29 protein-coding genes are annotated in these 24,370 nt (G+C 59.4%); 13 read left to right on the top strand and 16 right to left on the bottom strand.

Annotation, left to right across the window (positions count from 1 at the left end; translation table 11 throughout):
• Window positions 1-41: 41 nt before the first annotated feature.
• Window positions 42-392 carry a membrane protein insertion efficiency factor YidD gene (yidD, locus tag WNZ15_RS07955; RefSeq protein WP_342892425.1) on the bottom strand — a complete coding sequence of 117 codons (351 nt, stop codon included), beginning with the start codon at window positions 390-392 and terminating at the stop codon, window positions 42-44.
• 61 nt (window positions 393-453) lie between these two features.
• On the bottom strand, window positions 454-906 hold the full coding sequence (locus WNZ15_RS07950; RefSeq protein WP_342892424.1) for an iron-sulfur cluster assembly scaffold protein: 453 nt from the start codon (window positions 904-906) through the stop codon (window positions 454-456).
• Between the two features lie 283 nt (window positions 907-1,189).
• Between WNZ15_RS07950 and folE the strand changes: the two genes are divergently transcribed.
• The 8 genes from folE (at window position 1,190) to WNZ15_RS07910 (ending at window position 8,667) form a co-directional block, all read left to right on the top strand.
• Window positions 1,190-1,825 (top strand): GTP cyclohydrolase I FolE, encoded by a 636-nt coding sequence (gene folE / locus WNZ15_RS07945; protein ID WP_342892423.1) that lies wholly within the window; start codon window positions 1,190-1,192, stop codon window positions 1,823-1,825.
• A gap of 46 nt (window positions 1,826-1,871) precedes the next feature.
• Window positions 1,872-2,327 carry a phosphoribosyl-AMP cyclohydrolase gene (gene hisI / locus WNZ15_RS07940; RefSeq protein ID WP_342892422.1) on the top strand — a complete coding sequence of 152 codons (456 nt, stop codon included), beginning with the start codon at window positions 1,872-1,874 and terminating at the stop codon, window positions 2,325-2,327.
• A gap of 401 nt (window positions 2,328-2,728) precedes the next feature.
• Window positions 2,729-4,297, top strand: a complete 1,569-nt coding sequence (locus WNZ15_RS07935; RefSeq protein ID WP_342892421.1) for an ABC transporter substrate-binding protein — start codon at window positions 2,729-2,731, stop codon at window positions 4,295-4,297.
• A gap of 10 nt (window positions 4,298-4,307) precedes the next feature.
• The gene (locus WNZ15_RS07930; RefSeq protein WP_342892420.1) at window positions 4,308-5,090 is read left to right on the top strand and encodes a dipeptide/oligopeptide/nickel ABC transporter ATP-binding protein; all 783 of its coding nucleotides are present in this window, start codon (window positions 4,308-4,310) and stop codon (window positions 5,088-5,090) included.
• A 7-nt stretch (window positions 5,091-5,097) separates the two neighbouring features.
• Complete coding sequence (locus WNZ15_RS07925) at window positions 5,098-5,892, top strand: dipeptide/oligopeptide/nickel ABC transporter ATP-binding protein (protein WP_342892419.1); 795 nt, start codon at window positions 5,098-5,100, stop codon at window positions 5,890-5,892.
• Entirely contained in the window at window positions 5,889-6,896 is a 1,008-nt protein-coding gene (locus WNZ15_RS07920) for an ABC transporter permease (RefSeq protein WP_342892418.1), read from the top strand. The genes WNZ15_RS07925 and WNZ15_RS07920 overlap by 4 nt, the downstream gene beginning before the upstream one ends.
• Window positions 6,893-7,771 carry an ABC transporter permease subunit gene (locus WNZ15_RS07915; protein ID WP_342892417.1) on the top strand — a complete coding sequence of 293 codons (879 nt, stop codon included), beginning with the start codon at window positions 6,893-6,895 and terminating at the stop codon, window positions 7,769-7,771. The genes WNZ15_RS07920 and WNZ15_RS07915 overlap by 4 nt, the downstream gene beginning before the upstream one ends.
• A gap of 2 nt (window positions 7,772-7,773) precedes the next feature.
• A complete protein-coding gene (locus WNZ15_RS07910; RefSeq protein ID WP_342892416.1) occupies window positions 7,774-8,667 on the top strand; it encodes a DMT family transporter in 894 nt (297 codons plus the stop codon).
• Between the two features lie 246 nt (window positions 8,668-8,913).
• Here the strand turns inward: WNZ15_RS07910 and WNZ15_RS07905 are convergent, their stop codons facing one another.
• The gene (locus WNZ15_RS07905) at window positions 8,914-9,345 is read right to left on the bottom strand and encodes a CBS domain-containing protein (RefSeq protein WP_342892415.1); all 432 of its coding nucleotides are present in this window, start codon (window positions 9,343-9,345) and stop codon (window positions 8,914-8,916) included.
• Between the two features lie 132 nt (window positions 9,346-9,477).
• A complete protein-coding gene (locus tag WNZ15_RS07900) occupies window positions 9,478-10,266 on the bottom strand; it encodes a rhomboid family intramembrane serine protease (RefSeq protein ID WP_342892414.1) in 789 nt (262 codons plus the stop codon).
• 586 nt (window positions 10,267-10,852) lie between these two features.
• Between WNZ15_RS07900 and WNZ15_RS07895 the strand changes: the two genes are divergently transcribed.
• From WNZ15_RS07895 to WNZ15_RS07885, 3 genes are all read left to right on the top strand, one after another.
• Complete coding sequence (locus WNZ15_RS07895; protein ID WP_342892413.1) at window positions 10,853-11,497, top strand: PAS domain-containing protein; 645 nt, start codon at window positions 10,853-10,855, stop codon at window positions 11,495-11,497.
• Window positions 11,498-12,035: 538 nt separating this feature from the next.
• The gene (locus tag WNZ15_RS07890; RefSeq protein ID WP_342892412.1) at window positions 12,036-12,671 is read left to right on the top strand and encodes a PilZ domain-containing protein; all 636 of its coding nucleotides are present in this window, start codon (window positions 12,036-12,038) and stop codon (window positions 12,669-12,671) included.
• Window positions 12,672-13,192: 521 nt separating this feature from the next.
• Window positions 13,193-13,714: a transglutaminase-like cysteine peptidase gene (locus tag WNZ15_RS07885; protein WP_342892411.1), complete on the top strand. Its 522-nt coding sequence runs from the start codon at window positions 13,193-13,195 to the stop codon at window positions 13,712-13,714.
• 175 nt (window positions 13,715-13,889) lie between these two features.
• On the opposite strand, the gene WNZ15_RS07880 is transcribed toward WNZ15_RS07885, so the two are convergent.
• Both WNZ15_RS07880 and WNZ15_RS07875 read right to left on the bottom strand, forming a co-directional pair.
• Window positions 13,890-14,417 carry a gamma carbonic anhydrase family protein gene (locus WNZ15_RS07880; RefSeq protein ID WP_342892410.1) on the bottom strand — a complete coding sequence of 176 codons (528 nt, stop codon included), beginning with the start codon at window positions 14,415-14,417 and terminating at the stop codon, window positions 13,890-13,892.
• Between the two features lie 6 nt (window positions 14,418-14,423).
• Window positions 14,424-14,750: a hypothetical protein gene (locus WNZ15_RS07875; protein ID WP_342892409.1), complete on the bottom strand. Its 327-nt coding sequence runs from the start codon at window positions 14,748-14,750 to the stop codon at window positions 14,424-14,426.
• Between the two features lie 174 nt (window positions 14,751-14,924).
• On the opposite strand from WNZ15_RS07875, the gene WNZ15_RS07870 reads away from it, so the two are divergent.
• Window positions 14,925-15,668, top strand: a complete 744-nt coding sequence (locus tag WNZ15_RS07870; protein WP_342892408.1) for a hypothetical protein — start codon at window positions 14,925-14,927, stop codon at window positions 15,666-15,668.
• Window positions 15,669-15,732: 64 nt separating this feature from the next.
• Here WNZ15_RS07870 and WNZ15_RS07865 read toward each other — a convergent pair whose 3' ends face one another.
• On the bottom strand, window positions 15,733-15,948 hold the full coding sequence (locus WNZ15_RS07865) for a DUF3126 family protein (protein WP_342892407.1): 216 nt from the start codon (window positions 15,946-15,948) through the stop codon (window positions 15,733-15,735).
• Between the two features lie 120 nt (window positions 15,949-16,068).
• Window positions 16,069-16,902 carry a serine O-acetyltransferase gene (gene cysE / locus WNZ15_RS07860; RefSeq protein WP_342892406.1) on the bottom strand — a complete coding sequence of 278 codons (834 nt, stop codon included), beginning with the start codon at window positions 16,900-16,902 and terminating at the stop codon, window positions 16,069-16,071.
• A 166-nt stretch (window positions 16,903-17,068) separates the two neighbouring features.
• On the opposite strand from cysE, the gene WNZ15_RS07855 reads away from it, so the two are divergent.
• Window positions 17,069-17,881, top strand: a complete 813-nt coding sequence (locus WNZ15_RS07855; protein ID WP_342892405.1) for an enoyl-CoA hydratase-related protein — start codon at window positions 17,069-17,071, stop codon at window positions 17,879-17,881.
• Window positions 17,882-18,057: 176 nt separating this feature from the next.
• Here the strand turns inward: WNZ15_RS07855 and WNZ15_RS07850 are convergent, their stop codons facing one another.
• The 8 genes from WNZ15_RS07850 to WNZ15_RS07815 all read right to left on the bottom strand — a co-directional run bounded on the left by WNZ15_RS07850 (window position 18,058) and on the right by WNZ15_RS07815 (window position 24,369).
• Window positions 18,058-18,948 (bottom strand): flagellin, encoded by an 891-nt coding sequence (locus tag WNZ15_RS07850; RefSeq protein WP_342892404.1) that lies wholly within the window; start codon window positions 18,946-18,948, stop codon window positions 18,058-18,060.
• A gap of 16 nt (window positions 18,949-18,964) precedes the next feature.
• Window positions 18,965-20,308, bottom strand: a complete 1,344-nt coding sequence (flgK, locus tag WNZ15_RS07845) for a flagellar hook-associated protein FlgK (protein WP_342892403.1) — start codon at window positions 20,306-20,308, stop codon at window positions 18,965-18,967.
• A gap of 27 nt (window positions 20,309-20,335) precedes the next feature.
• Entirely contained in the window at window positions 20,336-20,821 is a 486-nt protein-coding gene (locus WNZ15_RS07840) for a hypothetical protein (RefSeq protein ID WP_342892402.1), read from the bottom strand.
• A gap of 2 nt (window positions 20,822-20,823) precedes the next feature.
• Complete coding sequence (locus WNZ15_RS07835; protein ID WP_342892401.1) at window positions 20,824-21,090, bottom strand: hypothetical protein; 267 nt, start codon at window positions 21,088-21,090, stop codon at window positions 20,824-20,826.
• Window positions 21,087-22,343, bottom strand: a complete 1,257-nt coding sequence (gene flgE, locus WNZ15_RS07830; protein WP_342892400.1) for a flagellar hook protein FlgE — start codon at window positions 22,341-22,343, stop codon at window positions 21,087-21,089. The genes WNZ15_RS07835 and flgE overlap by 4 nt, the downstream gene beginning before the upstream one ends.
• A 12-nt stretch (window positions 22,344-22,355) precedes the next feature.
• Window positions 22,356-23,030 (bottom strand): FlgD immunoglobulin-like domain containing protein, encoded by a 675-nt coding sequence (locus tag WNZ15_RS07825; RefSeq protein ID WP_342892399.1) that lies wholly within the window; start codon window positions 23,028-23,030, stop codon window positions 22,356-22,358.
• A gap of 577 nt (window positions 23,031-23,607) precedes the next feature.
• Window positions 23,608-23,847: a hypothetical protein gene (locus tag WNZ15_RS07820; protein ID WP_342892398.1), complete on the bottom strand. Its 240-nt coding sequence runs from the start codon at window positions 23,845-23,847 to the stop codon at window positions 23,608-23,610.
• A gap of 48 nt (window positions 23,848-23,895) precedes the next feature.
• The gene (locus tag WNZ15_RS07815; protein ID WP_342892397.1) at window positions 23,896-24,369 is read right to left on the bottom strand and encodes a flagellar protein FliS; all 474 of its coding nucleotides are present in this window, start codon (window positions 24,367-24,369) and stop codon (window positions 23,896-23,898) included.
• Window position 24,370 lies beyond the last annotated feature (1 nt).

Genomic DNA, 24,370 nt, shown 5'->3' with positions numbered 1-24,370 from the left:
GTCAAATATGCGGTGGTCCCGACTGCCGGCGGCGGCGCGGCTTAGTCCAGCCGGTGTTCTTGCGCAATATGCCGGCCGCTCCAGCGGCCATAGCGCCAGGGCAGGAACCAGCGGGCATTCTCGGGCAGGCTGTCGGCAACCGGATCGAACCCGGACGCGCCCCAGGGATTGCACCGGAGTATCCGTGCCAGACCGACCCAGCCGCCGGCCCAGAAACCGAACCGGCGGATCGCCTGCTCGGTATAGTCCGAGCAGGTCGGAGCGTAGCGACAGCCCCGCCCCATCACCAGCGACAGCGAATGGCGGTAGATCCAGATCAGGCCGACCGCGATCCGCCCGGCGACGGAAAGGGGCCTGCTTGCGTCCGCGTCCTGTCTTGAAGGAGTGCACATGTGTTTTTCAGAGGTTTCTGATCGTTCGGATCCGAAAGCTGACACCTGAGTGGCGCCGGCTTCACGCGACGATGTTGTCCTGCCCGGCCGTGGCCTCGATCTTGTCGATCGCGTCGACAACCGCGTCGAAAGTCAAGAGGGTGGAAGCGTGCCTGGCTTTGTATTCGCGCACGGGCTCAAGGAACTTCAGGTCGGCGAACCGGCCCTCGGGCGGCTCGCCCCCCTCCTTCAGCATCGCGCGCATGGCCCTGCGTACCTCCCGCAATTCGCCGGCGCTGGCACCGACGATGTTCTGCGCCATGATCGAGGACGACGCCTGGCCGAGGGCGCAGGCCTTTACGTCATGGGCGAAGTCGGAGACCACGCCGTCGCTCATGCAAAGATCCACCACGACGGTCGAGCCGCACAATTTGGAATGCGCTTTCGCGCTGGCGTCCGGATGCTCGAGACGGCCGATCCGGGGTATGTTCCCGGCATATTCCAGGATTTTCGCGTTGTAGATGTCGTCAAGCATTCTCGCCTCTTCGTGAAAGCCTGTGATGCGCGACACATTGATGGCGCACTGCTTTCATATATATAGATCAGACGCCACGGCAAATTCGCAAGGGCGGAGTGGTTGAAGTTGGTCGTCCCGGTGCCGCGAACGCACCTGAACCCGGCTTTACCGACTCGGAAACTGTGCGTTCGTCTTTTGCGTGGAGTATGATAGATGTCCGCGGCCTCTAAGCCCGGGCTTGTGATCTGTGCACCGCGAGCGCCGTATGATGAGTGACAAGGGTAATATTGCGAGGATCCCAATGGACGCTGTCCTCAAGCCGGTTGAAAAATCCTTCGAAAGGAAGACACCGGATCAGTTGCATCGGCCGAGCCGCGAGGAAGCCGAGGCGGCCGTGCGCACGATTCTCGCCTGGACCGGAGACGATCCGGACCGAGAAGGCCTGCTTGACACTCCCAAGCGCGTCGTCAAGGCGCTGAGCCAGCTTTACAGCGGCTATTTCGAGGATCCGGCAGAGCATCTGTCCCGGACCTTCGAGGATGTCGGCGGGTACAAGGATATCGTGCTGGTGCGCGGCATTCCTTTCCATTCCCATTGCGAGCATCACATGCTGCCCTTCATCGGTGAGGCGCATATCGCCTATTATCCGGCGGAAGGCGTCGTCGGCCTGTCGAAACTCGCGCGTGTCGTCGACATTTATGCCAAGCGCCTGCAGACTCAGGAGAACTTGACGGCACAGGTCGCATCGGTCATTGACGATGCGCTGGCCCCGCGTGGCCTGGCCGTGATGCTGGAAGCAGAGCACCAGTGCATGACCATGCGCGGTGTCCAGAAACCGGGGGTCTCCACGATCACCACCCAATTCACAGGCGTATTCCAGGATGATCCGGCCGAGCAGGCCAAATTCATGACCCTGGTGCGCGGCATGGGCGTTTAAGGTTCCCGCCCCTGCCGACTTTTCTACTGGCAGGGGTTCTTACCGGATGTGTCAAGCTGAATTATCCGAGCGCGGCGACAAGAAGGCGATCGAAGACGGCGATCTCCTGATGCCGAAATTCGACGCCGACGGCCTGATTGCCGCTGTCGTCACCGACATCGCGACCGGCGAGGTGCTGATGGTCGGCTACATGAATGCCGAAGCGCTGAAGCGCACCATCGACACGGGCGAAGCCTGGTACTGGAGCCGCTCCCGGCAGGAGTTCTGGAAAAAGGGCGCGACTTCCGGGCAGATCCAGAGCGTCCATGAAATCCTGACCGATTGCGACCAGGACGCGCTGGTGCTCAAGGTCTCCGTCGCCGGCAACGGCGCCACCTGTCACGTCGGTTACCGTTCGTGTTTCTACCGCAAGGTTGTCAGCGGCGACGACGGCACCGTGCGTCTGGAGCGCATCGAGACGGAGCGTGTCTACGATCCGGCGGAAATATACGGCAAGGATTGACGCCACATTTCCGGCCTGCGCAACAGTCTTCGGCGCAGGCCCTGTCTTTAGCGGTTTTCGGCGAACCACAGAGCGTGTCTCAAGCCGCCAGGCGGGTCGGAAGCTCGGGGCGTTGGTCCTTCCCGGGCGGACATTCAGCTGTTCACCGACAGGATCGGCGGCTCCCTGGTCTCTCACCAGAGCGACGGCGCCAGCGCCCCCCTGCTCGAACCCACCATGATAGACACCCGTCGCTTCTGCTTGTCGCGCAAAACCCTGGAACTCCGGGGGGGTTGAAGCTTGAGCAGACATCCGTTTGGGGCGAAGCGAGTGCGTCCCGTCAAAATTCTTCTTGATATGTTATAATATTACAAATATGCATTTTGCTCTTCGAGTTTTCTATCCAGCTTCCGGAGCCTATTTTGTCCAAGCAGATTATCAGACCCGCCTTCGCCGCACTCTTGGGAATGGGCGCCGTTGCGCTGGTTGCATTTACGGTCGCTCCTCAAGCCGCCAATGCTGCCGAAAAAACCATGCGTATCGCTGTTCCCTTCGGCCCAAAGAGCAGTGTGCCCGATCCAAGAGCACGGCAAAACGGCTGGCTCAGCAATCGGGCGGGTGTATCGGAAACCTTGATTGGGCTCGGTTACGACATGACCATGCAGCCGCGTCTTGCCGAAACGTTTGAAAACCTGTCGCCGCTCGAATGGAAACTGACACTTCGCAAGGACGTGAAATTCCACGACGGGTCCGCAATGACGGCGCAAGATGTGCAGGCGTCGTTTGAAAAAATCGATACGGAAGGGCATCCGGCTCACAATCCCCGGCTGTCCAGACTGCTCGATATTGACGGTATCACTGTCGAGGGCGATTACGGCCTGATCTTCAAAACAAAGTCACCGAATTCCGCTTTCTTGTGGTCACTGACCGAACCGTCCGCTGCGGTGCTGAAGGACGGCACGGATGAATTGCCGCTGATTGGCACCGGACCTTTTGTCTTTGACATGGCTGAACCGGAAAAGACCTACCAGACCCGCAAATTTACCGACTACTGGGGCGGCGAGCCCAAATTGGACCGCATTGTGATGGACGCGTTGTCTGATCCGTCCGTTGCCGCTTTGGCGCTTCAGGCCGGTGATGTCGATCTGGTAACCAACTATCCGGAGCCAGACTTTGCTGCTCTGAAAGAAAAGAACGAAGGCCAACTGTTCTCGCGACCAACGACCCGCCTGTTCTTTTTCCAGGTGCGCACTGCGGATGGTCCCCTGGCCAATGCAACGCTTCGAAGCGCCGTGTCTCTTGGGCTCGACCGCGAAACGATTGTTGCCGCGTCTTTGAACGGTGTTGGCGGCGACGTTGCGCACGGCATCTTTCCGGCAAGTATGGCCTCCTGGGCCAACACAAGACTGACGCTTGATTACAACCCTGAAAAAGCCAGGGCGCTGCTGGATGAAGCCGGCATCAAGGACACTAACGGTGATGGGATTCGGGAGCTGGATGGAGAAGAGATTAGCCTGAAAATCCGCTCCTACGAAGGCCGCGCCGCGCTGCGTCCGACTTTGGAGATCTCACAGGCATTGCTTCGGCAAATAGGCATCGGCTCCGAGATTTCCATGGCGGAATATGATGCCAATAACGAAGCCCTGAAAGCGGGTGAGATCGACATGCATCTTCAGGCCTGGGGAACAGCGCCGCAGGGTGACCCTGGCTATTTTCCGAGCACCTTGGTTGAAACCGGTGTCAGCTACAATTTTTCCGGATACTCCAACACGGAGCTGGATGAGCTTCTCAAAAAAGGTCGCGAGCATTTCGATGATGAGGTCCGCAAGTCGTATTACGACCGTGTTCAGGAAATCATCAACACCGATTTGCCGCTGATTCCGGTCTTTCACAAGACGCAAGTGTCCGTTGGCAATGGCAAGGTGGAAGGCTACAGAATCCACCCGGCTGAAACTTATCTTGTAACGCCGGACCTGACACTTGCCGAGTGAACCAAACACATTGCTGGATCTGGAGAACCTGTCGGTCCGTATCGGCCGACAGGTGATTTTGAACGATGTCAGTCTGCAGATCAGGCGTGGTGAATGCCTCGCTGTCGTCGGCGGGTCAGGGGCGGGAAAGTCGACACTGCTGCGCTGTCTGATGGGGCTGACCCGTCCGGCAGTACCGTTCGCGGGGCGACTTGCCTTCGATGGTCAGGAGAGAGACTTCTCTGCTTTGGAAAAACCCCGGAAACCAAAGCGCATTGCCTATGTTCCGCAAAACCCTGACCAAGGCTTCGATCCCCTCAAGCGGCTCATGTGGCAATGGCGGCAAGCCCTTCGGGTTTTCGCAGGCCGCAAGAATATTTCCCGAGCGCAGGAGCCGCTGCTTGAAGAGCTCGGTCTTAAGCCGTTTGGGACATGTTTTCCCTATGAGTGGAGCCGCGGTATGCAGCAGCGCCTGCTTCTGGCCATGGCTCTGATAGGTGAACCGCGTTTGCTCATCCTGGACGAGCCGACGTCAGCGTTGGACCCGCTGATCGCCGCTCAGGTGCTTCGCGCCGTGATGAAATATGCCGGGATGCACGATGTTGCCGTTCTGATCGTGACCCACGATCTGTCTCTTGCGGCAAGATATGCGGACCGCACAGCCATAATGAACGCCGGACGCGTTGTTGAAGTCGGCGAAACCGCGCATCTTTTGTCGGCGCCCCAATCCGATTACGGCCAACTCCTCGTGAACCATCGAGATTGGATCGCAAGGGATTTTGGGCAATCGTCCTGTTCCATTGCGGCGGAATAGACTTTACATGCTCTCCGTTGACCGCCTCAGCATCACCATTTCCAAAAACACCATACTTGAGGAAGTCTCCTTTTCAATTCCCGAAGGGGCAACGCTTTGTATCGCTGGTGAAAGCGGTTCGGGCAAAAGCAGTTTGCTCAAGGCACTGAACGGCTTGATACCAGCGCGCTTTGAAAAGCTGTCGTTCCATCCCAGAACCTGCCCGGCAATTACCCATAAAGGACGGTGGCGAGGCCCTCCAGGCCTGCAGCACAGCCGATGGGTGATGCAGGATCCGATCGCGGCCTTGAACCCCAGGCTCTCGCTGGGGGCCTCCATTGGCGAAGGAGCCTATTCGAAACGGCTCTCGGGGTCCGAGCAGGACAAAGCCGTCGCAGCCGCGCTTGACGATGTCGAGCTGCCACACGCATTGGCAACACGCCGACCGACTGAAGTCTCTCTGGGCCAGGCTCAGCGTGCTTGCCTTGCCCGGGCTCTTGTTGCGCAGCCGGATCTCATCTTTTTTGACGAACCCCTCAGTGCGCTTGACGCAATCGTTCAAAAACAAATCGCAGCTACCATGAAACGAATTCAGGCGCGCTACGGAAACACCTTTGTCATCGTTACTCATGACCTGGGTTTTACCGCGGCCTTCGCGGACCAAATACTGGTGCTTCGCAACGGCAGGATGGAAGCCTGTCAGCCTGCGAAGATGTTTTTCGAACGTCCGGCGAGCCGCTACTGCCGGGACCTTATCGAGGCTGCCAGGGACTTGGGCAGTTTGCCGCAAGCCCCCCTCATGGCAGATGAGGGACGCCAATGACCAACTTCGCATCTCGACTGGTATCTGCTGTCCTGGCGACCGGCAGACGATTGTCCGGCTTGGTGTGTGTTCTCCTTGGGATAAGCTTCATCACGTTCACGATGACCTATTTCGCACCGGGAGACAAAGCAGCGGCCATCGCGCACGCACGCTATCCGGATGCTCAGGGATTCCCGCCGGAAATCCTGGATAGCATTCGCCAGGAATTTTATTTGAGCGAACCCTTTTTTGTGCAGTTTTTCCAATGGCTATGGCGCTGCGTTCAGGGCGACTTCGGCAACTCCTTTGCGTCCAACGTACCTGTACTGGAGATTTTCCTTGCCAACATCACGGAGACACTCGCGCTCACCGCGTCATCCCTCGCAATTGGCTTGGTCGCCGCCTATTGTTTGAGTGCAATCTCGGTTTGGAAGCCGGGAAGCCTCGCCGACCGGTTTGCGGTCGCCCTCGCGTCAATCGGTGCCGCTATGCCGAATTACTGGCTCGGGCTCCTGTTGATCCTGTTGTTCGCCGTAGAGCTCAATTGGCTTCCCTCCTACGGGACGGGTACTCCGGCTCACATTGTCCTGCCGGCCCTTACGCTGGCTTTCTGGATCATGGCCTCGCAAACCCGGCTTTTGCGAACGTTTTTTCTGGAAGCCAGATCGGCCCCCTATATCGAGACGTTGCGGCTGCGTGGTGTCAGCGAGAGAGAGATCTTCTGGAGGCACATCCAACGACATGCGGCGGTTCCAGCGCTCACGATGATTGGTCTGGACGTCGCCAGTCTTCTGGAAGGGACCATTATTGTTGAGCTGACCTTCGCCCGGGGCGGTATTGGCTCGCTCTTGGCTGGGGCAGTACTGTCCCGAGATTATCCCTTGATCCTGTTTCTGGTGATGTTCTTTGCACTTGTATACGTTCTGATCAACTCGCTGATTGAGCTCTTTCAAGATGCTCTGGATCCGCGAAAGTCGCTCGAGCTGCTCTCAAATACTGACGTCGGCGACGAGGTGCGCTCATGACAGTCGCAAGCGACCTGAACCTCACGGAGGAAGCCAACCTCAAACAACAGCAGCATGGCAAAAATCTTGACCGTTTCCTCAAGACCATCGGCTTGGGTCTCGTTGTTTTAGGAGCGATTGCCGCGGCAGGGTTTTTCTTCACTCCCTATGCTCCCAACACACCGGATTTTCTCAATCGGCTCTCGCCTCCCTCCTCGGAGCATTGGTTTGGCACGGATCAGCTTGGCCGGGATGTTGCGACAAGACTGCTTTATGGCGGTGTCTGGTCGGTTGGTCTGGCATTTGTAATCACGTTGATCGGCGCAATTACCGGAACCCTTGTTGGTCTTGCCGCTGGCCACTTCGGAAGGTTTGCCGACATCACGTTAATGCGCATGACGGACAGTTTCTTTGCGTTTCCCGAATTGGTCGCCGCCGTCACCATCGCCGGTGTTTTGGGTCCAAGCACGGCTAATATGGTGTTGGCGCTCATTCTCGTCGGCTGGATGAAATTCGCCCGTCTTGTTCGTGGCCTCAGCATCGATCTCGCACACCGTGATTTCATCACCCAGGCCAAGCTGAACGATCTGCCGTCATGGCTCATCCTGTGGCGCCACATTCTGCCAAACATCGGCGCCAGCCTGCTTGTGCTATGGACCAATTCCTGGTCCCGAAGCATCCTGTCTATTTCCGGATTGAGTTTCCTTGGCTTTGGTGTCCAGCCGCCGAACGCGGAATGGGGGGCCATGTTGCTCAGCGGCAAAGCCTATCTGCAGACCGCACCCCATCTTATGATTTTTCCTGGACTGGCAATCCTTGTGACCGTTCTTGCGATCAACCTTGTGGGGGATCAACTGCGCGACCTCGTCGACAGTCGCGGCACGATTTCGGAATGAACATGTCTTTTGATTTTAAAGGCATCAGCCTGCGGGTTGGTGCGACTTTCTTTTTTGCCCTGATGGTGCTCTTCATCAAACTCCTGTCCGGAGAGATCCCGGTTGGTCAGGTCGTTTTCTTTCGAAGTGCGTTTGCCTTGATCCCTTTGGTTTTGTTCCTGATGTGGACACGTGAGTTTCCCTCTGGCCTTAAGACAAAACGCCCGGGCAGGCATATCGTGCGGTGTCTTCTGGGGTGCATCGCCATGTTTGCAAGCTTTGCAAGCCTGAAATACCTCCCCATGTCGCATGCTTCGATCATCGGTTACATGGCCCCTGTTCTGGCGGTTGTCCTGGCAGCCATTCTGTTGAAGGAGACCGTCAGCAACGCACGCTGGTTTGGGGTTCTTTTCGGCTTTGCGGGCATGTTGGTGCTCATTCTGCCAACGGCGGCAAGCGCTGATTTCGACGCCGAGTATCTGACTGGAGTTGGACTTGCCCTGGCGATGGCAATCCTGACCGCGGGCGCAAAAATCCAGATCCGGAGCCTCGCTCTAACGGAAAACGCCGGCGCAATTGCCTTTTACTTCGCGCTCACTTGTACGGTTGCCGGTCTGGCGACGTTGCCCTTTGACTGGGTGTTACCAAGCTGGGAACTGCTTGGCCTTTTGATTTGCACGGGTTTTTCCGGCGGAATAGCACACATCCTGATGACGCTGAGCTATCAGTACAGTGAAATCTCAAAACTGGCCGCTTTTGAATATCTGTCGCTGGTGTTCGCGGTGATCGCGGATGGGCTTTTCTTTGGCATCCTCCCGGAGCCAGCCTTCTATTTGGCTGCAACATGCATCATAGCTGCGACAATGGTCGTTGCGCTGAAAGACAGGACACTCAGTGTCCAACCGGCGCCACGCTGATCTTCTGCAAAAATGCATCGCTCTACCAGGAGCAACACCAAACCCACGGCGCGTCAGCAAGAACTGATCCTGAGGTCTGTCAAAATCAGAAAGCGCTGCGCTTAGCCGACTATATTCAAAAAGCTGCGACAAAACACTCAGGCTTCCCACCCAGGCGCGCATATAGCCTGCCCGGGTGACCCTGCCGGGAGGACCGGTCTTGCCGCCGGTCCGAGGCCGGCCGCCATGGCCGGCCTGTTGCGAGGCTCAGGTCATCGTGATGTAGCTGCGCATCTGCTCGGCCTCGAGCTCGACCTGCGCGATCTTGAACTTCACCACATCGCCGATCGAGATGACGCCGGTAAGCTTGCCGTCCTTGACCACCGGCATGTGCCGGAAGCGGCCCTGGGTCATGCGCGCCATCACTTCATTGATGCTGTTGTCTTCCGTGCAGGTCACGACGTTCTTGGTCATGACTGTGGAGACAGCCAGTTGCAGGGCCGACGCGCCCTGATTGCCTATGAAGCGAACGATATCGCGCTCGGAGATAATGCCCTCGATATCAAGGTCGCCGCTGCAGACGACGACCGCCCCTATCTTGTTTTTCGCCAGGGTTTCACAGATTTCGCTCAACAGCGCGTCGCTACGCGCCGTTATCGTTTCGTGGCCCTTCCCACTCAGGATCGCGGCTACGGTCATCCAAAACACCTCCCATGGCATCAATGCCCGTTACATACGGGGATCTTCATCATGGCAAAAAAAACTGTCCACGCAAACCGTTGTGGTGAGCCTGGGAACCGTTATCAAGCACGGAAGTACCTTTTTGGGGCATCAGTGAAGCCGCCGCTGCGGCACCGGATCGAGAAACGGGAACAGGGCGAGACCGGCGACAAATCCGCCGATATGCGCCTGCCAGGCGACGCTGGCCGGCTGTCCCGCCAAGGGGCCGCTCATCAGGCCGAACAGGAGATTGAGACCAAACCAGACCCCGACGAACACCAGAACCTGCTGATTGCGAAGGCATTCGGACAGCGGTTGCGCGGGCACGAGATAGGCACGGCGGTCCGAACTGCGGAAAGCGCCCAGCGGTCCGCCAAGCTCGAAAACGAACCGCAGGGCAGCCGCCATCTGGCCGGAGATCGCGGCCGAGGCCCCCACCATGGGCGCGGTATCACCCCAGTTTGTCGCCAGATGCGCCAGGGCCCCGCCGACAGCGCACAGGGCGGAGAATACCAGGAACCGCCCTGCCCCGAACCGGCGCGCGACGGCGGTTCCGAAAATCGCCATCCAGAGAAGGTTGAAGATGATGTGCATGGCACTGCCATGCAAAAAGCCGTAGCTGACGAAACCCCAGATACTGGAAGCAACTTCAACCGGTGTCAGGCTGGAGAATGCCGCGTATTTTACCGGCCAGAAGGCAAACAGATATACGACAAGATTGTCCCATCCTCCGGGCAGCACGAGAGAGCGCAGCAGATGGATCGCGACCATGACACCGCCAAGCCAGACGATGACCGTCGGCAGATTGAAAATCGGCGGTTCCGAGGGCTGTTCGCGTTCCGCGTCTTTTCTGGCCTGCTCGCGCCGGGCGCGCTCTTTGTCGAACTGATAGATGCTCATGAAACCTCAGACTATACGGGCGCCGAATTCAGGCTGACTCACGAAGGAAGCCTAAGCAAGATCCGGGACAAAACAAGGGCGGGTAGTCGCGCAATCAGGTTCAAGTGCAGGATATAGTGAATCCCCGGTGTTTCATGAAGAGGCATCAAGCAGGCGCCAGACAACAAAACGCCGGTCATCCTCAGAATGACCGGCGCCTTGCGATGCCCCCCGAATAGCGGTCGCGTCCCCACGCGCCTCAATCGGCCCTGTGCTCACGTCGCCCGGCGCTTGTTTTGCCGCAAGCCGGCTCTTGTTGGCCGATCCTCACGGTGCGCTGCCTTGTCGGCGAACCCGGATACCTCCCACCCGAACTCTTCGTGAACAAGACCTTAAGCTGCCAGCCAGCCCCCGGCAGAGCAAGCTTTACCTCCAGTTAACCTTAACAATCCCCGCCTGCCTGAAGCACACATCAACTCAAGGACTTGGCACACCCCCTGCTTAGGAACACTCAAACAATCACAGGGAAAGGCATGCGTCCCGTTTTGAAACAGACACTGTCTTGAGACGAAACACCGGACGCAGATCGGCAAGGAGGCGATACCAGATGAAACATGGCGTGACCCAAACACTCTATAACTATTGGGACAACCTGCGCGGCGCCCGCCCGGCCCCAAATCGCAGCGAAGTCGATCCGGGCGAGATCCGCGGTCTGCTTGGCGACACGTTCATCCTGGAGACCAGCGGGCCCAGGGATGTGCGGTACCGCCTCGCCGGTACCCGCCTGTGTTCGGCACACTGCCGGGAACTGAAAGGACGCAATTTCCTGCGCGGCTGGAGCGAAAAGGACAAGGAAGCCCTTGAAAGCCTGATCGCCGCGATTGTCGAGGACGGCGCGGCGGCGGTGATCGGCATCAACGGCCATACGGAACGCGACCACGTCCTGCAGATGGAAATGCTGCTGGTACCGCTCAACGTGCCTGGCGAAGGCCGAGTCCGCATTCTGGGCAGCTGTACTCCGATGGAAAAACCCTACTGGATCGGCCTGCATCCCATTTTGAGGCAGAGCGTCAGCAGCTTGCGTCTGGTCTGGCCCGACGAACGCCCCTATTTCATGGAATCGCAGGCATCGGTGAACCCGATCTTGCCGCGTTTCACTGCGGAAGGCCTTTCCATGCCGACACCTCCGCTTCCGAAGGGGGCCGAACGCAAAGTGGGACACCTGACGGTCTATTCCGGCGGCAAGCCCTGACAAGATCGCCCACGTCCGGAGGCCCCCGACACGCCCGCGCAAAGGCCCAAACAACGGTATTTGCGCGGCGCGCGCGCGGTCTCGACCGGCAAGGCGATTTTTTTCCCGGGCCGGTTCCGGCATATTTCACACGTCCATTGAGTGAATTGCCATGGCCAGTTTTGCTGCCCACCACCAGGCACGCGCGCCGGATGTAACGAACCGGAAGCGCAGCCCGACGCCCGGAAAGAAACAGGCATCAGAAGTATTTTATTTATTTAAGTCAATAATTTAGCAAAAATCAACAAAACCGGAAACAGTGCAGGACGATGCCGTCGACAGTGGAGGCTTGCTGCCCCACGCACTACCACACAACCTGTGGAAGAGCCCTCACTTCATACGCGGAATGCGTCATCACGACCCCGCGGCCAGGGCCTCCGGACCGCCGCACTCTTACACATCGTTAACCCCAGCTGCCTAAAGTAGACACTGGACGTCTTCAGAATCGCATCTCGGCCGGGAAAAGTGCGATTTTCGCACGGGTTTGGATACAGCAGCCATGAGCGCCGGATTGGCAACAGCACCAGAAGGAAGCAAATCGCTTCAAGTCACTGACCGCCGGCGGCACCAACGGGTTCAGGTGAACATTCTTGGCCGGTTCATGCTTGAGAACCGCTGCGAGTATCCGTGCCAGATCATCGACATGTCCCCGGGTGGCATGGCCATGATCACACCGGTGACCGGCAGGGTCGGCGAACGCGTGATTGCCTATCTCGATCATATGAGCCGCGTTGAAGGCAAGATCGCCCGTCTGATCGAGGGTGGTTTCGCGGTCGAACTGCGCAACACGATCCGCAAGCGCGACAAGATTGCCAATGTCCTGACCTGGCTGGCCAACCGGGACGAACTCAATCTTCCCGAAGACCGCCGCCATGACCGCTTCGTTCCGAAGAACCCGATGACGAAGATGATTCTCCCGGACGGAACAGAGCATGTCTGCCGGGTCGTTGACGTGTCCCTGTCCGGTGCGGCAATCGCCACCGATGTTTTCCCGGAATCCGGTGACAGGATCACGCTCGGCAAAATGACCGCGCGCGTGGTCCGCCGCATCGAGGGCGGCATCGCGGTCGAATTTGCCGCCGTACAGAGCCGCGCGCTGCTGGAACAGCACATCACGGATCCAGACGCGGGCTGACGCCTCCGAAATTCCTGAATCAACCGCTCTATCGAACCCGGCATTCCGTCATGTATAAAGACGGCCGCCGGGTTTTTTGCCGTCTCGGCCCCGCCGCGCCGGCTCCAGTCAAAGAAAATTCAATTTTTTTTCGCCGCCCCGACAATCTGCCCCTACGGCAGATTTAGGTTGCGGGAATGCCTTCGTGCCGTCTTGCCGGGCAACCCCTTCAGTGCAATTTCGAGAGTTTTTCAATATTTCACTGGCACTTACAGAGGATAATTCCAATTTTACGAAAATTCTCTTCAAACTTAAATCGAATAAGCATCAAACTAAATTCAAAATAGAATAAAATAAACCTCAAACACAATTATAGTTTTACTTTGAAGTTTTTCTCGAAATAAAATCCAGTCAGTCATCGTTACGTCAGCCTTGGGGAGGGCGTTACGATGAAATTACTTAGAAATACAGTACTCGCAACTACCTTGATCTTGACATCGATCGCATCCGGCACGTCTGCGTTTGCCGACCCGGGACGCTTCATGATCATGAGAACGTCGGTGAAAGCACCGGTGGGCCATGTCCAGTTCTGCCGGGAAAACACGGGCTCATGTCCACGTGAAAAGTACGATCCGGTTGTGGTCCGTCTGGACGAAGCCCGCTGGCAAGAACTCATCGCCATCAATGCGGACGTCAACCGACGTGTCCGGCCGATGACCGACACCGACCTGTACGGCAAGGAAGAACACTGGACCTATCCTGTCAACGGATACGGCGACTGCGAGGAATACGTGCTGGAAAAGCAGCGTGTGCTGATCGAAGCCGGCTGGCCGAAAAGCGCGCTTCTGATCACCGTGGCCAAGGACATCCAGAATTCCGGCCACGCGGTCCTGACCGTGCGAACGGACCATGGCGACATGATCCTCGACAACCAGATCGAGGCCGTTCTGCCCTGGTATTCGACGCCGTATCGTTACATCAAACGCCAGTCCGCGCGCTCACCCGTGCTGTGGACCGGCATTTCGGACACACGCGTGACCACTGTCAGCAGTGTGACGAACTAGGATTGGGAATTGGCCGGTTCGCCGGCCATACGGACGATCCGGTCGCGTCCCCACCCTCCCCATCCCTACCACGACCGGATCCAGGAAGCCGGCTTGCCCCCCGCAAGCCGGCTTCCGCCTTTTCAGGGTCATGAAGTCAGGGATGAAGCAATCGGGCCGGCGCTCAGGTAAGAGATCAGGCTTCCCGCAGGCCCGCCTTGAAGCGGCGCCAGTTGCGGACGTACCCCTCGGCCGATTTCGCGATATCGGCCGCAGCCGTATCGGGCAGCGTCCGGACAACTTTCCCCGGCACGCCGACAACCAGCGAATTATCCGGGATTTCCTTTCCTTCCGCGATCAGCGCGTTGGCGCCGATGATGCAGTTCGACCCGATGACGGCGCCATTGAGCACGGTCGCGCCCATGCCGATCAACGAGTTGTCCCCGATCGTGCAGCCGTGGAGGATCGCATTGTGGCCGACGGTGCAATTGGCACCGATCGTCAGGGGATGCCCCATGTCGGTATGGAAGACACAGCCATCCTGGACGTTGGAGTTCGCGCCCACGGCAATCGTTTCATTGTCGCCGCGCAGAACAGCGCCGAACCAGACACTGGCGCAGTCGTGCAGAACGATGTCGCCGATCAGCGTCGCGGTCGGAGCGATCCAGTAGTCACCGGTGTCCGGAAAAACGGGCCTGCGCCCGTCGAGCGAGAATACGGGCATGAAACCTCAGTTGTAACCGATGAGCACCAGGGCGACATTCATGACCATCACCCCGGAACACATGCTCCACATGCCCGCAATGGTGGAGGACGCGACCAGCCAGCCGAGCGGCCGTTTTTCGATCCGGCGTCCGCGGATGGCATTGCGCATGATGATGAACGGACCGGCGAAAACGCACACGACGATACCCGCGAAGAATCCGGGCAGGTTTTCTCCGGCAAAACTGAATCTGGGTGGTTCGCGGGTGATCAACTGATACAGGCTGCCAAGCACCCCGGCAGCCACAAAACCCGCGCATGCGATATATCCAACGAGAAGTAGATCGAACAGCACGGCCGTTAACCCCTTGTTAACTCTTCCCCACGGAAACTGATGAAGAATTCCTTAAGGGTCAAGAGCAAAGACTGTGCCGGAACGGCGAATGGGCCAAATCCCCGAAACACCGCCGCTTGATGCGGTTAAACGACCATCCCCGACCGGGACATGTGTTCCGTATCGGGACAGGCTGTGCCAATCCTGCGCAATCCGGCATGGGACGGCCCGCTGGTGATCCCTGTTTCCCTTCCCCAGCCCATCAGGACGCAACCGCGCCACTTCACCTGGCTTTCGGCGGCGATCTGTGTCCTCGGGGCCGCGCTTTTTGCGTTGAAGGTGCACGGCTGGTCGGAGTACGGACTGCCGGTTTCCTTCGTCCCGTCGGATGAGCCGGTGTCCGTATCAGTCGGCCCGGCAACGCTCCGTTTGCCGGAGAGCTATATCGCGACCGCCCGCCAGCGCCGCATGTCCCGCCTTGAGGATGCGCGCTTCGAAATGCTCCGCCTGGCGGTGCGCTGGCCCGTCATGTCCGCCGCCGACGCACCGGCCGGGGTCATCGTCCCGGAGAACGGGACCATCGTGATCGAGCTGGAAAGCAGCCCCGGACGGGAAAGCCTTCGCGCCAGGCTGGATCCCTTTTACCGCCGGCTGGCAAGGGGCGGCGAACTGGCGGGACCGGACGGACTGAAGATACTGAGCCTGTCCGCGCGCGGGGAACCGGCCGCCGATCTGATCGCCTTCGATCCAACGGCACAGAATGGCTTCATCGCCAGGTGCCGCAGCACACCGCCTGCGGTCTCCGCCATATGCCACCGCGCCTTCACCGGGGCTTCCGGCGTTGAGGTTCGTTACAGTTTCGAACAGGCGCTGCTTTCCGACTGGCGCCAGATCGACCGGGCCGTCGCCGAAAAGATACTGGAATTCCGGCTGCGTTAGCCACTCACAAAAAAACGGCCCGCGACGGGCCGTTCTTTTTTGGCAGGCATGATCCCGGATACGCTCAGACGTCTTCCAGGTCGATTTCCAGAATGGCCATCTGGAAGTTCCAGCTCAGGTCCTCGTCCTCATCGTCGCGAAAGATCACGCCGATAAATTCCTCACCGATGTAGACTTCCGCGGAATCGTCCTTGCGAGGACGGGCGCGAACCTGAAGGCTCGGCAATTCGAACTTCGAACGCATATACACTTCGATCTTGCGGATTTCATCGGGCTTCACGGCGATCTCCTGATAGTGCCAATGATTTTTGACTGGCCGGGACCCTACAGGAGCAGGTGCCGATGCCAAAGCCTTTCCGTGAGCTATCCCCGTCTTCCTGACCCCGTTTGGCAGCCAGTTTCAGACCGACGGATGATCCTCGCCGAGCAACTGGTTCATGCTGCGCGCGGGCTCCGCGCAGCCTGCCTTGCCGACGATTCTGGCGGGAACGCCCGCAACCGTCGTATTGGGCGGAACATCGGCAAGCACGACCGATCCGGATGCGATCCGCGAGCAATGGCCGATCTCCAGGTTGCCGAGCACTTTCGCCCCCGCCCCCAGAAGCACACCGCAGCGGATCTTCGGATGACGGTCACCGCCCGTCTTGCCCGTTCCCCCGAGCGTCACCCCTTGCAGGATGGAGACGTCGTCTTCGATCACCGCAGTACCGCCCACGACGATGCCCGTGCCATGATCGATGAAGATGCCGCGTCCGACCGGAACCGCCGGATGAATGTCGATCTGGAAAACCTCCGAGGCACGGCTCTGCAGGTACAATGCGAAATCCTTGCGCCCCTTGCGCCACAGCCAGTTGGCGAGCCTGTGGGTCTGAAGACCGTGAAAGCCCTTGAAATAGAGCACCGGTTCCAGGTAGCGGAAACAGGCCGGATCACGATCGTAAACGGCGACGATGTCGACCCGGAAGATCTTGGCGAGTTCCGACTCGTCCGCCAGCGCTTCCAGATAGGTCTGGCGGATGAGCGACGCGGATACGATGTCGCGGCCCAGGCGCTCGCCCAGCCGATGCACCACGGCCTCTTCCAGGCTGTCGTGATTGAGCACCGTTTCATAGACGAAAGAAGACAGCGCCGGTTCCTGCGCAACCATGGCCTGCGCTTCACTGCGCAACTGGTGCCAGACCGGATCGTGGGTCGGAACCTGTTGCAGACCGGACTTGCTGATCGGTGCGGACATCGCCTGTTTCCTTTTCAAGCCGTCAGGTAGGAGACCTAAGATAGGACTGTCGTCTGATATTCCAAAATGAAACTTCCTGATATCAGACATGAAGCTTTATAATGAACCCGCAAAATTCCTAATTTTCAGTGCGTTCAAGTCACAAACCGTGTTTTGAGGAAACCGCATGCCATCGCGCAAGAGTTCCCCCGCCCGCCCCGACAATCCGCTGCTGAGCGTTCGCGGGCCGATCGCGGAACTGCTGTTGAACGCCCCTGTCCGCAAGAACGCGCTTCCGCTTGCGGCCTGGCAGGCGCTTCCCGGAGAACTCGAAATCGTGCGGCAGGATCCGTCGGTGCGCGTGTGTGTCCTGCGCGGTGCGGGCGGCGAAAGCTTCTGCGCCGGCGCGGATATTTCCGAATTCGAGGCAATCCGCTCCACTCCGGCCGCTGCGAAACACTATGACGACATCAATGTCGCTGCCTTCAAGGCACTGAAATCCCTCCCTGTGCCCGTCTTTGCCGCCATCGAGGGTCCTTGCCTCGGCGGTGGGCTCGGCCTGGCGCTGGCCTGCGACCTGCGTATCGCCGCCGGTTCGGCCAGCTTCGCCATCCCGGCAGCCAGGCTGGGACTGGCCTATCCGCCGGAAGCGCTCGGCGATCTGCTCGAAGCCGTCTCGCCGTCGGAGGCCAAGAAACTTCTGTTCACAGCGCAAAAGCTGTCTTCGAGCGAAGCCCTGCGCATCGGCCTGATCAATGAGGTGGTCGAAGACACCGAGCTGGACAGCCGGATTGAGGCGCTCTGCGCGCTTGTCTGCGACAACGCTCCGCTCTCTCTCAAGGCGGCCAAGCGGGCCATCAACCTGCTTGCAGCCCCTGCCCGGGCAGAAAATCTGGCAACGCTCCTTGAGGATGCCAGGACTTGCATCGACAGCGCGGACTACCGGGAGGGCTGCCGGGCTTTCCTGGAAAAACGGGCAGCACGGTTCAAGGGCACTTAACCACCTCGCGGGCCATCTGACCGTACCTTCCGGCCGTACCTTCTGGCCGCGACACGCTGCGCCCTGGAGCATGTCGCGTTAAGTTGAATTCAGGAAATCGCCCGAACGCATTTGAAATGCAACCGCTGCCTCGGGCGTCTTCCTGAACCCGTGAAGCCACTTAAACGCGACATGCCCTAGAAGAGATAGTCGAGCACCGACAGATCGCTCAGGGAACCCAGAGCCGCGTAACTCGCTTCCAGCTGGACTTCGTAGCTGGATGCCTCGACGATGAGTTCGGCGATATCCGCCGAGGACACCTCCGTGATCATTTCCTCGGCACTGGCGATAAAGCTCTCTTCGGAAGTGATGAAGCTTTCCAGACTGGCGGCGGTGGTGGACGACATGCTCTGCAGAGCGATGATCCCGTCCTGGGCACTGACCAGCAGGTCCGACAGCGTCGCGACGTCATCCATCGACAGGGGATCCGCACTCGCCGCATATGAAATCGCGCGCAACGCCGCCTCGATGGCGTCCTCGTCCGCGGTGACACCATATTCGATCGTCCGATCCGTGCCGAGGCGGACCGACTGGGTGTAGTCGTCGCCCGTATAGTAGCCGGTATCGACATCCGTGAGAGTGGCCGCCTCGTAGGTCTGCAGGTCGACCGGGGCATCCTGCGTGGAACTGCCGGCGAAGAGATAGCGGCCGGCAAGCTGGGTATTCAGCAAGGAGGCCACATCCTCCAGATAGGATGCGGCGACCGTCTGCAGGCCGGCGATGTCCTCCTCGGTCAACACGGCCGTGACGTTGCTGCGCATTGAAGTGAGAATATCGCTGATCCCGCCGAGCACCGAATAAGTCGTCTCGACGCGGGTCAGCGTGTCCCCGGCAGCATCCACCGCCGCCTGAGACCGGGAGACCGACACCTCCAGGTCGACCAGAGTGACCGCAGATTGCCCCAGCCCGGCATAGTCGCCGGACAGAATCCCGCTGGCCTGCTGCTCCTGGTTCTGAGCGAGCCTGGCCTGAGTCTGCAGCGCGCTCTGCAGGATCGTCGATGTCTGGCTGAATGTGGCAACGCGCATGACCATCGTCCCGCTCCTATTGTACCGCGGCCATCAGGTCGTCGAACATCTCCTGAACCACGCTCAGAAGCGTCGATGCGGCGGAGTAAAGCTGTTCGAGTTCCGAGAGCCGGACCAGTTCCTCATCGATATTCACCCCGTAGGTGGAGGATATCGTGTCCGAGACCGTGGTCAGTTCGGTCTCGGCAAGTTCGAGCCGTGTCGCGGCTGCGGTCGCCTTGCTGACCACATCCGCAAGCAGATCGCCGGCATACTCCGTGAAGGTCATGGAGCCACCCGCGTGATCTCCGGCTGCATTGAAATCTGCGTCCGACTGCAGGACGTCCAGCATGTCGTAGGCGACCTCGGACGGCAGCGTGTCGCCGAGCATCAGGGCGGGTGTCTCCCGCACGGCGTCGCTGACTGCAATGTCCGCCGCCCCGGTCCCGGTCAGCAGGCCCGGGCTTACGGAATTCATGCCGGCGACGAACACCGTCGCAAGTTCATCGAGCAGCTCCAGCGTTTCCGGCAGGGTCTCGTCGCGCAGGGTGATCAGGGCGCCGAGGCGGCCGCTGTCCAGATCGTCCGTGATGTCCGTCCCGTTGACGGTAATGGCGGTCAAGCCGTCAGACCCGGTGTCGGCATCGAGCAGGTGAGCCGTGTCACCGACCAGAATCTGTCCGCCGCTGGTATAGACCTTCACCGTGCCGTCTTCGCCGTTGAAGGTGGTGATCTCCACCTGCTCCGACAGCGTCACAAGCGCGGCATTCAGATCGTCCTCGAGATCCGCTGTCGCCGCGCCGCGCGCCGCGGCCGCCTCGATCTGCCCGTTCAGGGTGTCGATCGTCTCGATGGCCTGGTTCGCAGCAGTCACTGCATCGACGATTTCCGCGTCTGCGGTGGCGATCTCCTCCTGGATCTCGGCTGCCTGCTGTCTCACCTGATAGGTCAGGTCTTCCAGTGCCGACACCGCCGAGCTGGCCAGGCTTGCGCTTTCCGGTGTCTGCGCCAGGTCCGTCAGCGCGGTCTCGAACGCGGCAATCGTGTTTGCCAGGGAGTTTCCGTCGCCATCATCCCCGGTGGTCTGCCCCAAGGATTGTTGCAGGCTGTCGAGATAATTTGCGGTCACTGTCGCACCGGCCGTCTCCGACGTTGCGCTCAGCAGATCCGCCATCAGGTATTTGCTGACGCTCGACGAAATGCCTGAAACGGAGACACCCGCCCCGTAGCCCAGCGTCGACTGCGAGGTCACGCTGACGGACTTCGCGGTATAGCCCTCGGTGTCCGCGTTGGCGATGTTCGCCGACGTCACCGAGACCTGAACCTGAGACGCCGTCAGGGCACTGCTTGCGATCAGGCTCGCGACATTGAGGCTGGACATCGGGCTGTCTCCCTTGGCAACTCCGGATCAAACTTCGTATCGGCGGCCGATCGACAGCGGCTGAGACGGCTTTGCGCCATACCGGCCGGTCTTGTCGTAGCGCGCACTGGCGGATTGCTTGTCCCGGATTGCCCGCATGATCGTATCCACCCTGCGCCGGTTCGCCGTCAGCGCCCGGACAAGATTGCGGCTGTTTTCCGAAAGTGCGCTCGCCAGCTTCTCGTTGCTGACCTGAAGCTGGGTGAATTTTTTCGGCGACGCCAGCAGGAACAGGTTGCTCTGCTCCTTGAACGATTTGAGAAACGCTTCCAGTTCGCTCACGAGCGCCCGCTTGCGGTCCATCAGGTCGTCAATGGAGGTCGGCCGGCCGCTCTTCAGACGACGGTTTTCCTCCAACGTCACCGTGTGGAGTTCATCGGAAACCTGAACGGCCCGGTCGACGGCGGCTTCCACCCTGGCGACATCGGCCGGCGAGAGCAGGACTTTCATGTGTTTTCCCGGTTTGGTCTGCATGGCTAACGTCCTTTGTTGGTCCAGGCTTGGGCGGTCCTGGCATAGGCATTGACGGCCTGGGTCACGGCGGTGGAGCGGGACATCTGCTGTCCAACGAGCGACTGCTGTTCGCGCAGGTTTCGGACAACATCCTGCAGGTCGCGCTTCAACAGAATCAGCTTCAGTCGGCTTGAAGCCGATCCCGCGGAGACTTCGAGCGAACGGACCTGCGCCATCAGGCGGCGGCGCATGTCCGCCGAGGCCTTCAGGTCGGTCGTGACCTCCGTCAACGGACCGCATCCAGCAGCGTGTCGAACATGTCGTTGGCAGTCGACATGATCTGCGAAGCGGCCGAATAGGCCTGCTGCGCCGACAGCATCTTGGAGAACTCTTCGCTGGTATCGACCGTGCTTGCTTCCAGCCAGCCACCCTGGATCGTCCCTGCCCCGCCTTCACCCGGTTCGTGCAGCGTGGCATTGCCCGACGTTGCGGACCGGGCGTAGATGCCGTCGCTCATTTCGTCCAGGCCGTCCGGACTTCCAAAGGTGGCCACCGGAATCTGATAGATCGGGCGCTCCTCGCCATTGTCGAAGAAGGCAACGACCGTACCGTCGTCGGAGATCTCGATGGAACTGAGATTGCCGTAGGCCAGGCCGTCCTGATCGATCGACTGGACATCGATCGACGGATCCCCGTCGCCGGAAGAATACTGTGTCACCCCGTTCGTGCCGCCGACCTCGCCAAGATCAATGCCGATGGAACTGTCTTCCGCGCCCGTGGTCCAGCCTTCGATCGTCAGTTCGGCGGGATCGGGCACGGTCGACGCCAGCGTGCCGTCCTCGTTGAACGTCACCTCGACGGTTCCCGAGGTCACCGTTCCGACAGTTTCGCCGGTCGACGGCAACGTCGGATCGGAATATTCGATCTCCCAGGTGTTCTCCGCAGTCTTGGAATAGGTGGCGGTCACGGTGCTCGTCGTACCAAGCGAGTCGTAGACTTCAAACGTCATTTCGAAACTGTCGCCGGTCTCCGCATCCGCCGGCAGATTGGCCTGGAAAGCGACGCTCGTGGTGGCATCGACCGAACTCTGGACAGAATCGAGGTCGATCGGTTCCAGGGCATTCTCGCTGGTTCCGCCAATGGCATTGCCATCGCTGTCCGTCGCCCATCCAAGCAGGTAATAGTCCCCGTTGGTCAGGTAGCCCGCGCTGTCGACCGTGAATTCGCCGTTGCGGCTGTAGTAGGTCGAGGCCCCGTCAACGCCGTCCGCAACGATGAAGAACCCGTCTCCCTCGATGGCCAGATGCGTCGCTTCGGTGGACTGGACCAGCAGTCCCTGCTGGTCGACATTGGAAACCATGGTCGCGGCAACACCGCCGCTCGAATTCGAGCCACTGCCGGCCACGAGGCTCGAGAAGCTGGTGGTGGAGGATTTATACGCAGTCGTCTGGGAATTCGCCAGGTTGTCGGAAATGACGGACAGCGCGCTGCTTTGCGCAGCCAGCGCCGAGATGGAGGCGTTCAGGGCTCCTTGCAAACTCATACCGGCCTCCCCTTACTGCGTCGCCCGAACGGCGAGCACGTTTTCAAGAAGGACAGACGCATCGCCGATACCCAGAACAGCTTCGTCGCCTGAAGAATCCACGGCGCTGACGTCGGCGATGACGGTGGTGTAGCCGGAGACATCATTGCCCTCGTCATCGACCGCTTCGACCTGGATCGTGTATTGACCGCCGTCGGCGAGCTGGTCGCCCTCCGAGGTCAAGCCGTCCCACTCAAACGAATGGGAGCCGGCTTCCGTCTCGCCGCTGGTGCTGTGGACCGTGTTGCCGTCCTCATCCAGAATGCTGACCGTCACGCTTTCGGCGTCACTGTCGAGGCTGTAGGACCACTGCGCCTCACCGTCCTGCAGGGACGTGGTGTTGCCGACCGCCTCGACCGTCTGGCCGAGATAACCGAGACCCTGGGAACTCATGAAACCGGACAACGTATCGGTGATCGTCGTCAGCTGATCCGAAATGTCGGCCTGGGTCTGGTAGCTCGCATAGTCGACCATCTGACTGATGTATTCGCTGGTGTCGGTCGGATTGGTCGGATCCTGGTTCTGAAGCTGTTCCACCATCAGCAGCAGAAATTCATCGCTGTCGACAGTCGTGCGCTCATCATCCGTAGATGTCGTCGACGTCGTGCTTGAAGTGACCGCGTAGGAATTCACGGTTGATATGGTCATATCTCCGCCCTCATCGTTGAAATACATTCAGAGGGTGAAGCTGAATTCATGCGCTCAAACATTCACCCGATCTGTTATTGAAACGGGCGGGCTCACAGATCCGGGCGCAGTAAATTACATTTTTTACTTGGGAATATTTTGCCGACCACATACGATGTATTGGGAAAAATTTGCCTACCGGCTGAATTTTTCTTGAAATGCACCTGTTCCCGACCTCATACCGACCTCACCAGACAGGGTCCTGTTCTGCGAGGAGCGCGTCGCGGGGCCTCCAGTGGCCCATTGACACCGGCCGGACTTCGGTGCGCCGCTCGCCCGGTCAACCGGACCGCGCAACGCGAGGCCCCGCGCAGGCACCCGGAAACGCGTCCGGGAATTGCCGCGTTCAATCGACGGCGGCAAAGCGATTGAAGGTCAGGTCCGTCGGGAAAATTGGCGGGAAGTCCGGCCGCAGCAGCGGACCGGCCGCCGCCCGTCGGCAGACGACGGGACGGCGGCGTTTCGATACCCTGTGCAAGGCATCAGGAGAGATGCGGTCCTGGCGTGTTCAGAAAACGAGACGTTTTCACTTCAGCAGTCAGGAGGTTTCGATTGCTTTCTTGACGATCTTTTGCGCAAGGCCGGCGGGCGCCGGGGGTACGGGGCGCGCAGACAGCAATGCGGACAGAGCACGCTCGTCGTTGATCCTTGAGCGCGCGGCACTGGACATCTTCAGAAGTTCCCTTGCGGCCGCCTGCTCAGTCACAGGCCAGACATCCACATTCGGCCCGTGCTGATCCAGCAGGGCATCAAACTTTTCGATCGCCATAACAGGCATTGAAGTGACCATTTCCGAAACATGGATTCTGCGTACGATTTTGTAACGCTACATGTCTGCAGATTGAATGTCCATGAGTTTGAAACATTCAGCAACATATCGTTCGCTATGGATATCTCTCAGGAGAGCCTCCCGATTTCTCGGCAAAAGCGTCGTCATTTCAGCCCATGCGTTGCGCAGGTCAAGCAGCCCTTCCGCGATCGATACAAAACGGTCCTCCGCGTCCGGTTTTACAACTGCACCGTTCAGGGCAAAGATGTTTCGGGTGTACATTGCGACCAGCTGCCTGCCCAGGGATTTATCGATCTCGAGATCGACGTTCTGACGCAGGCCCCGCAGGATACCGGTCGCCCTGGCAATGCGGGCATGCGCGTTTTCGTAGTGCCGCCTGCGCAGCTCCTCAGCGGCCAGCACGATCGCGTTCAGCACCTCGTCGAACAGCAGCGTCACGGCTGCGGGAGGCGCGACGGTCGTCGCGGCGGTGCGATAGGCCGCGATGGCCCGGTTCATGGCATAGCTCATC

The sequence above is a fragment of the Roseibium sp. AS2 genome, from assembly GCF_038900065.1.
Lineage (GTDB): Bacteria > Pseudomonadota > Alphaproteobacteria > Rhizobiales > Stappiaceae > Roseibium.
The sequence above is the reverse complement of the archived record's forward strand: the minus strand, read 5'-3'. Positions and strand labels throughout refer to the sequence as shown.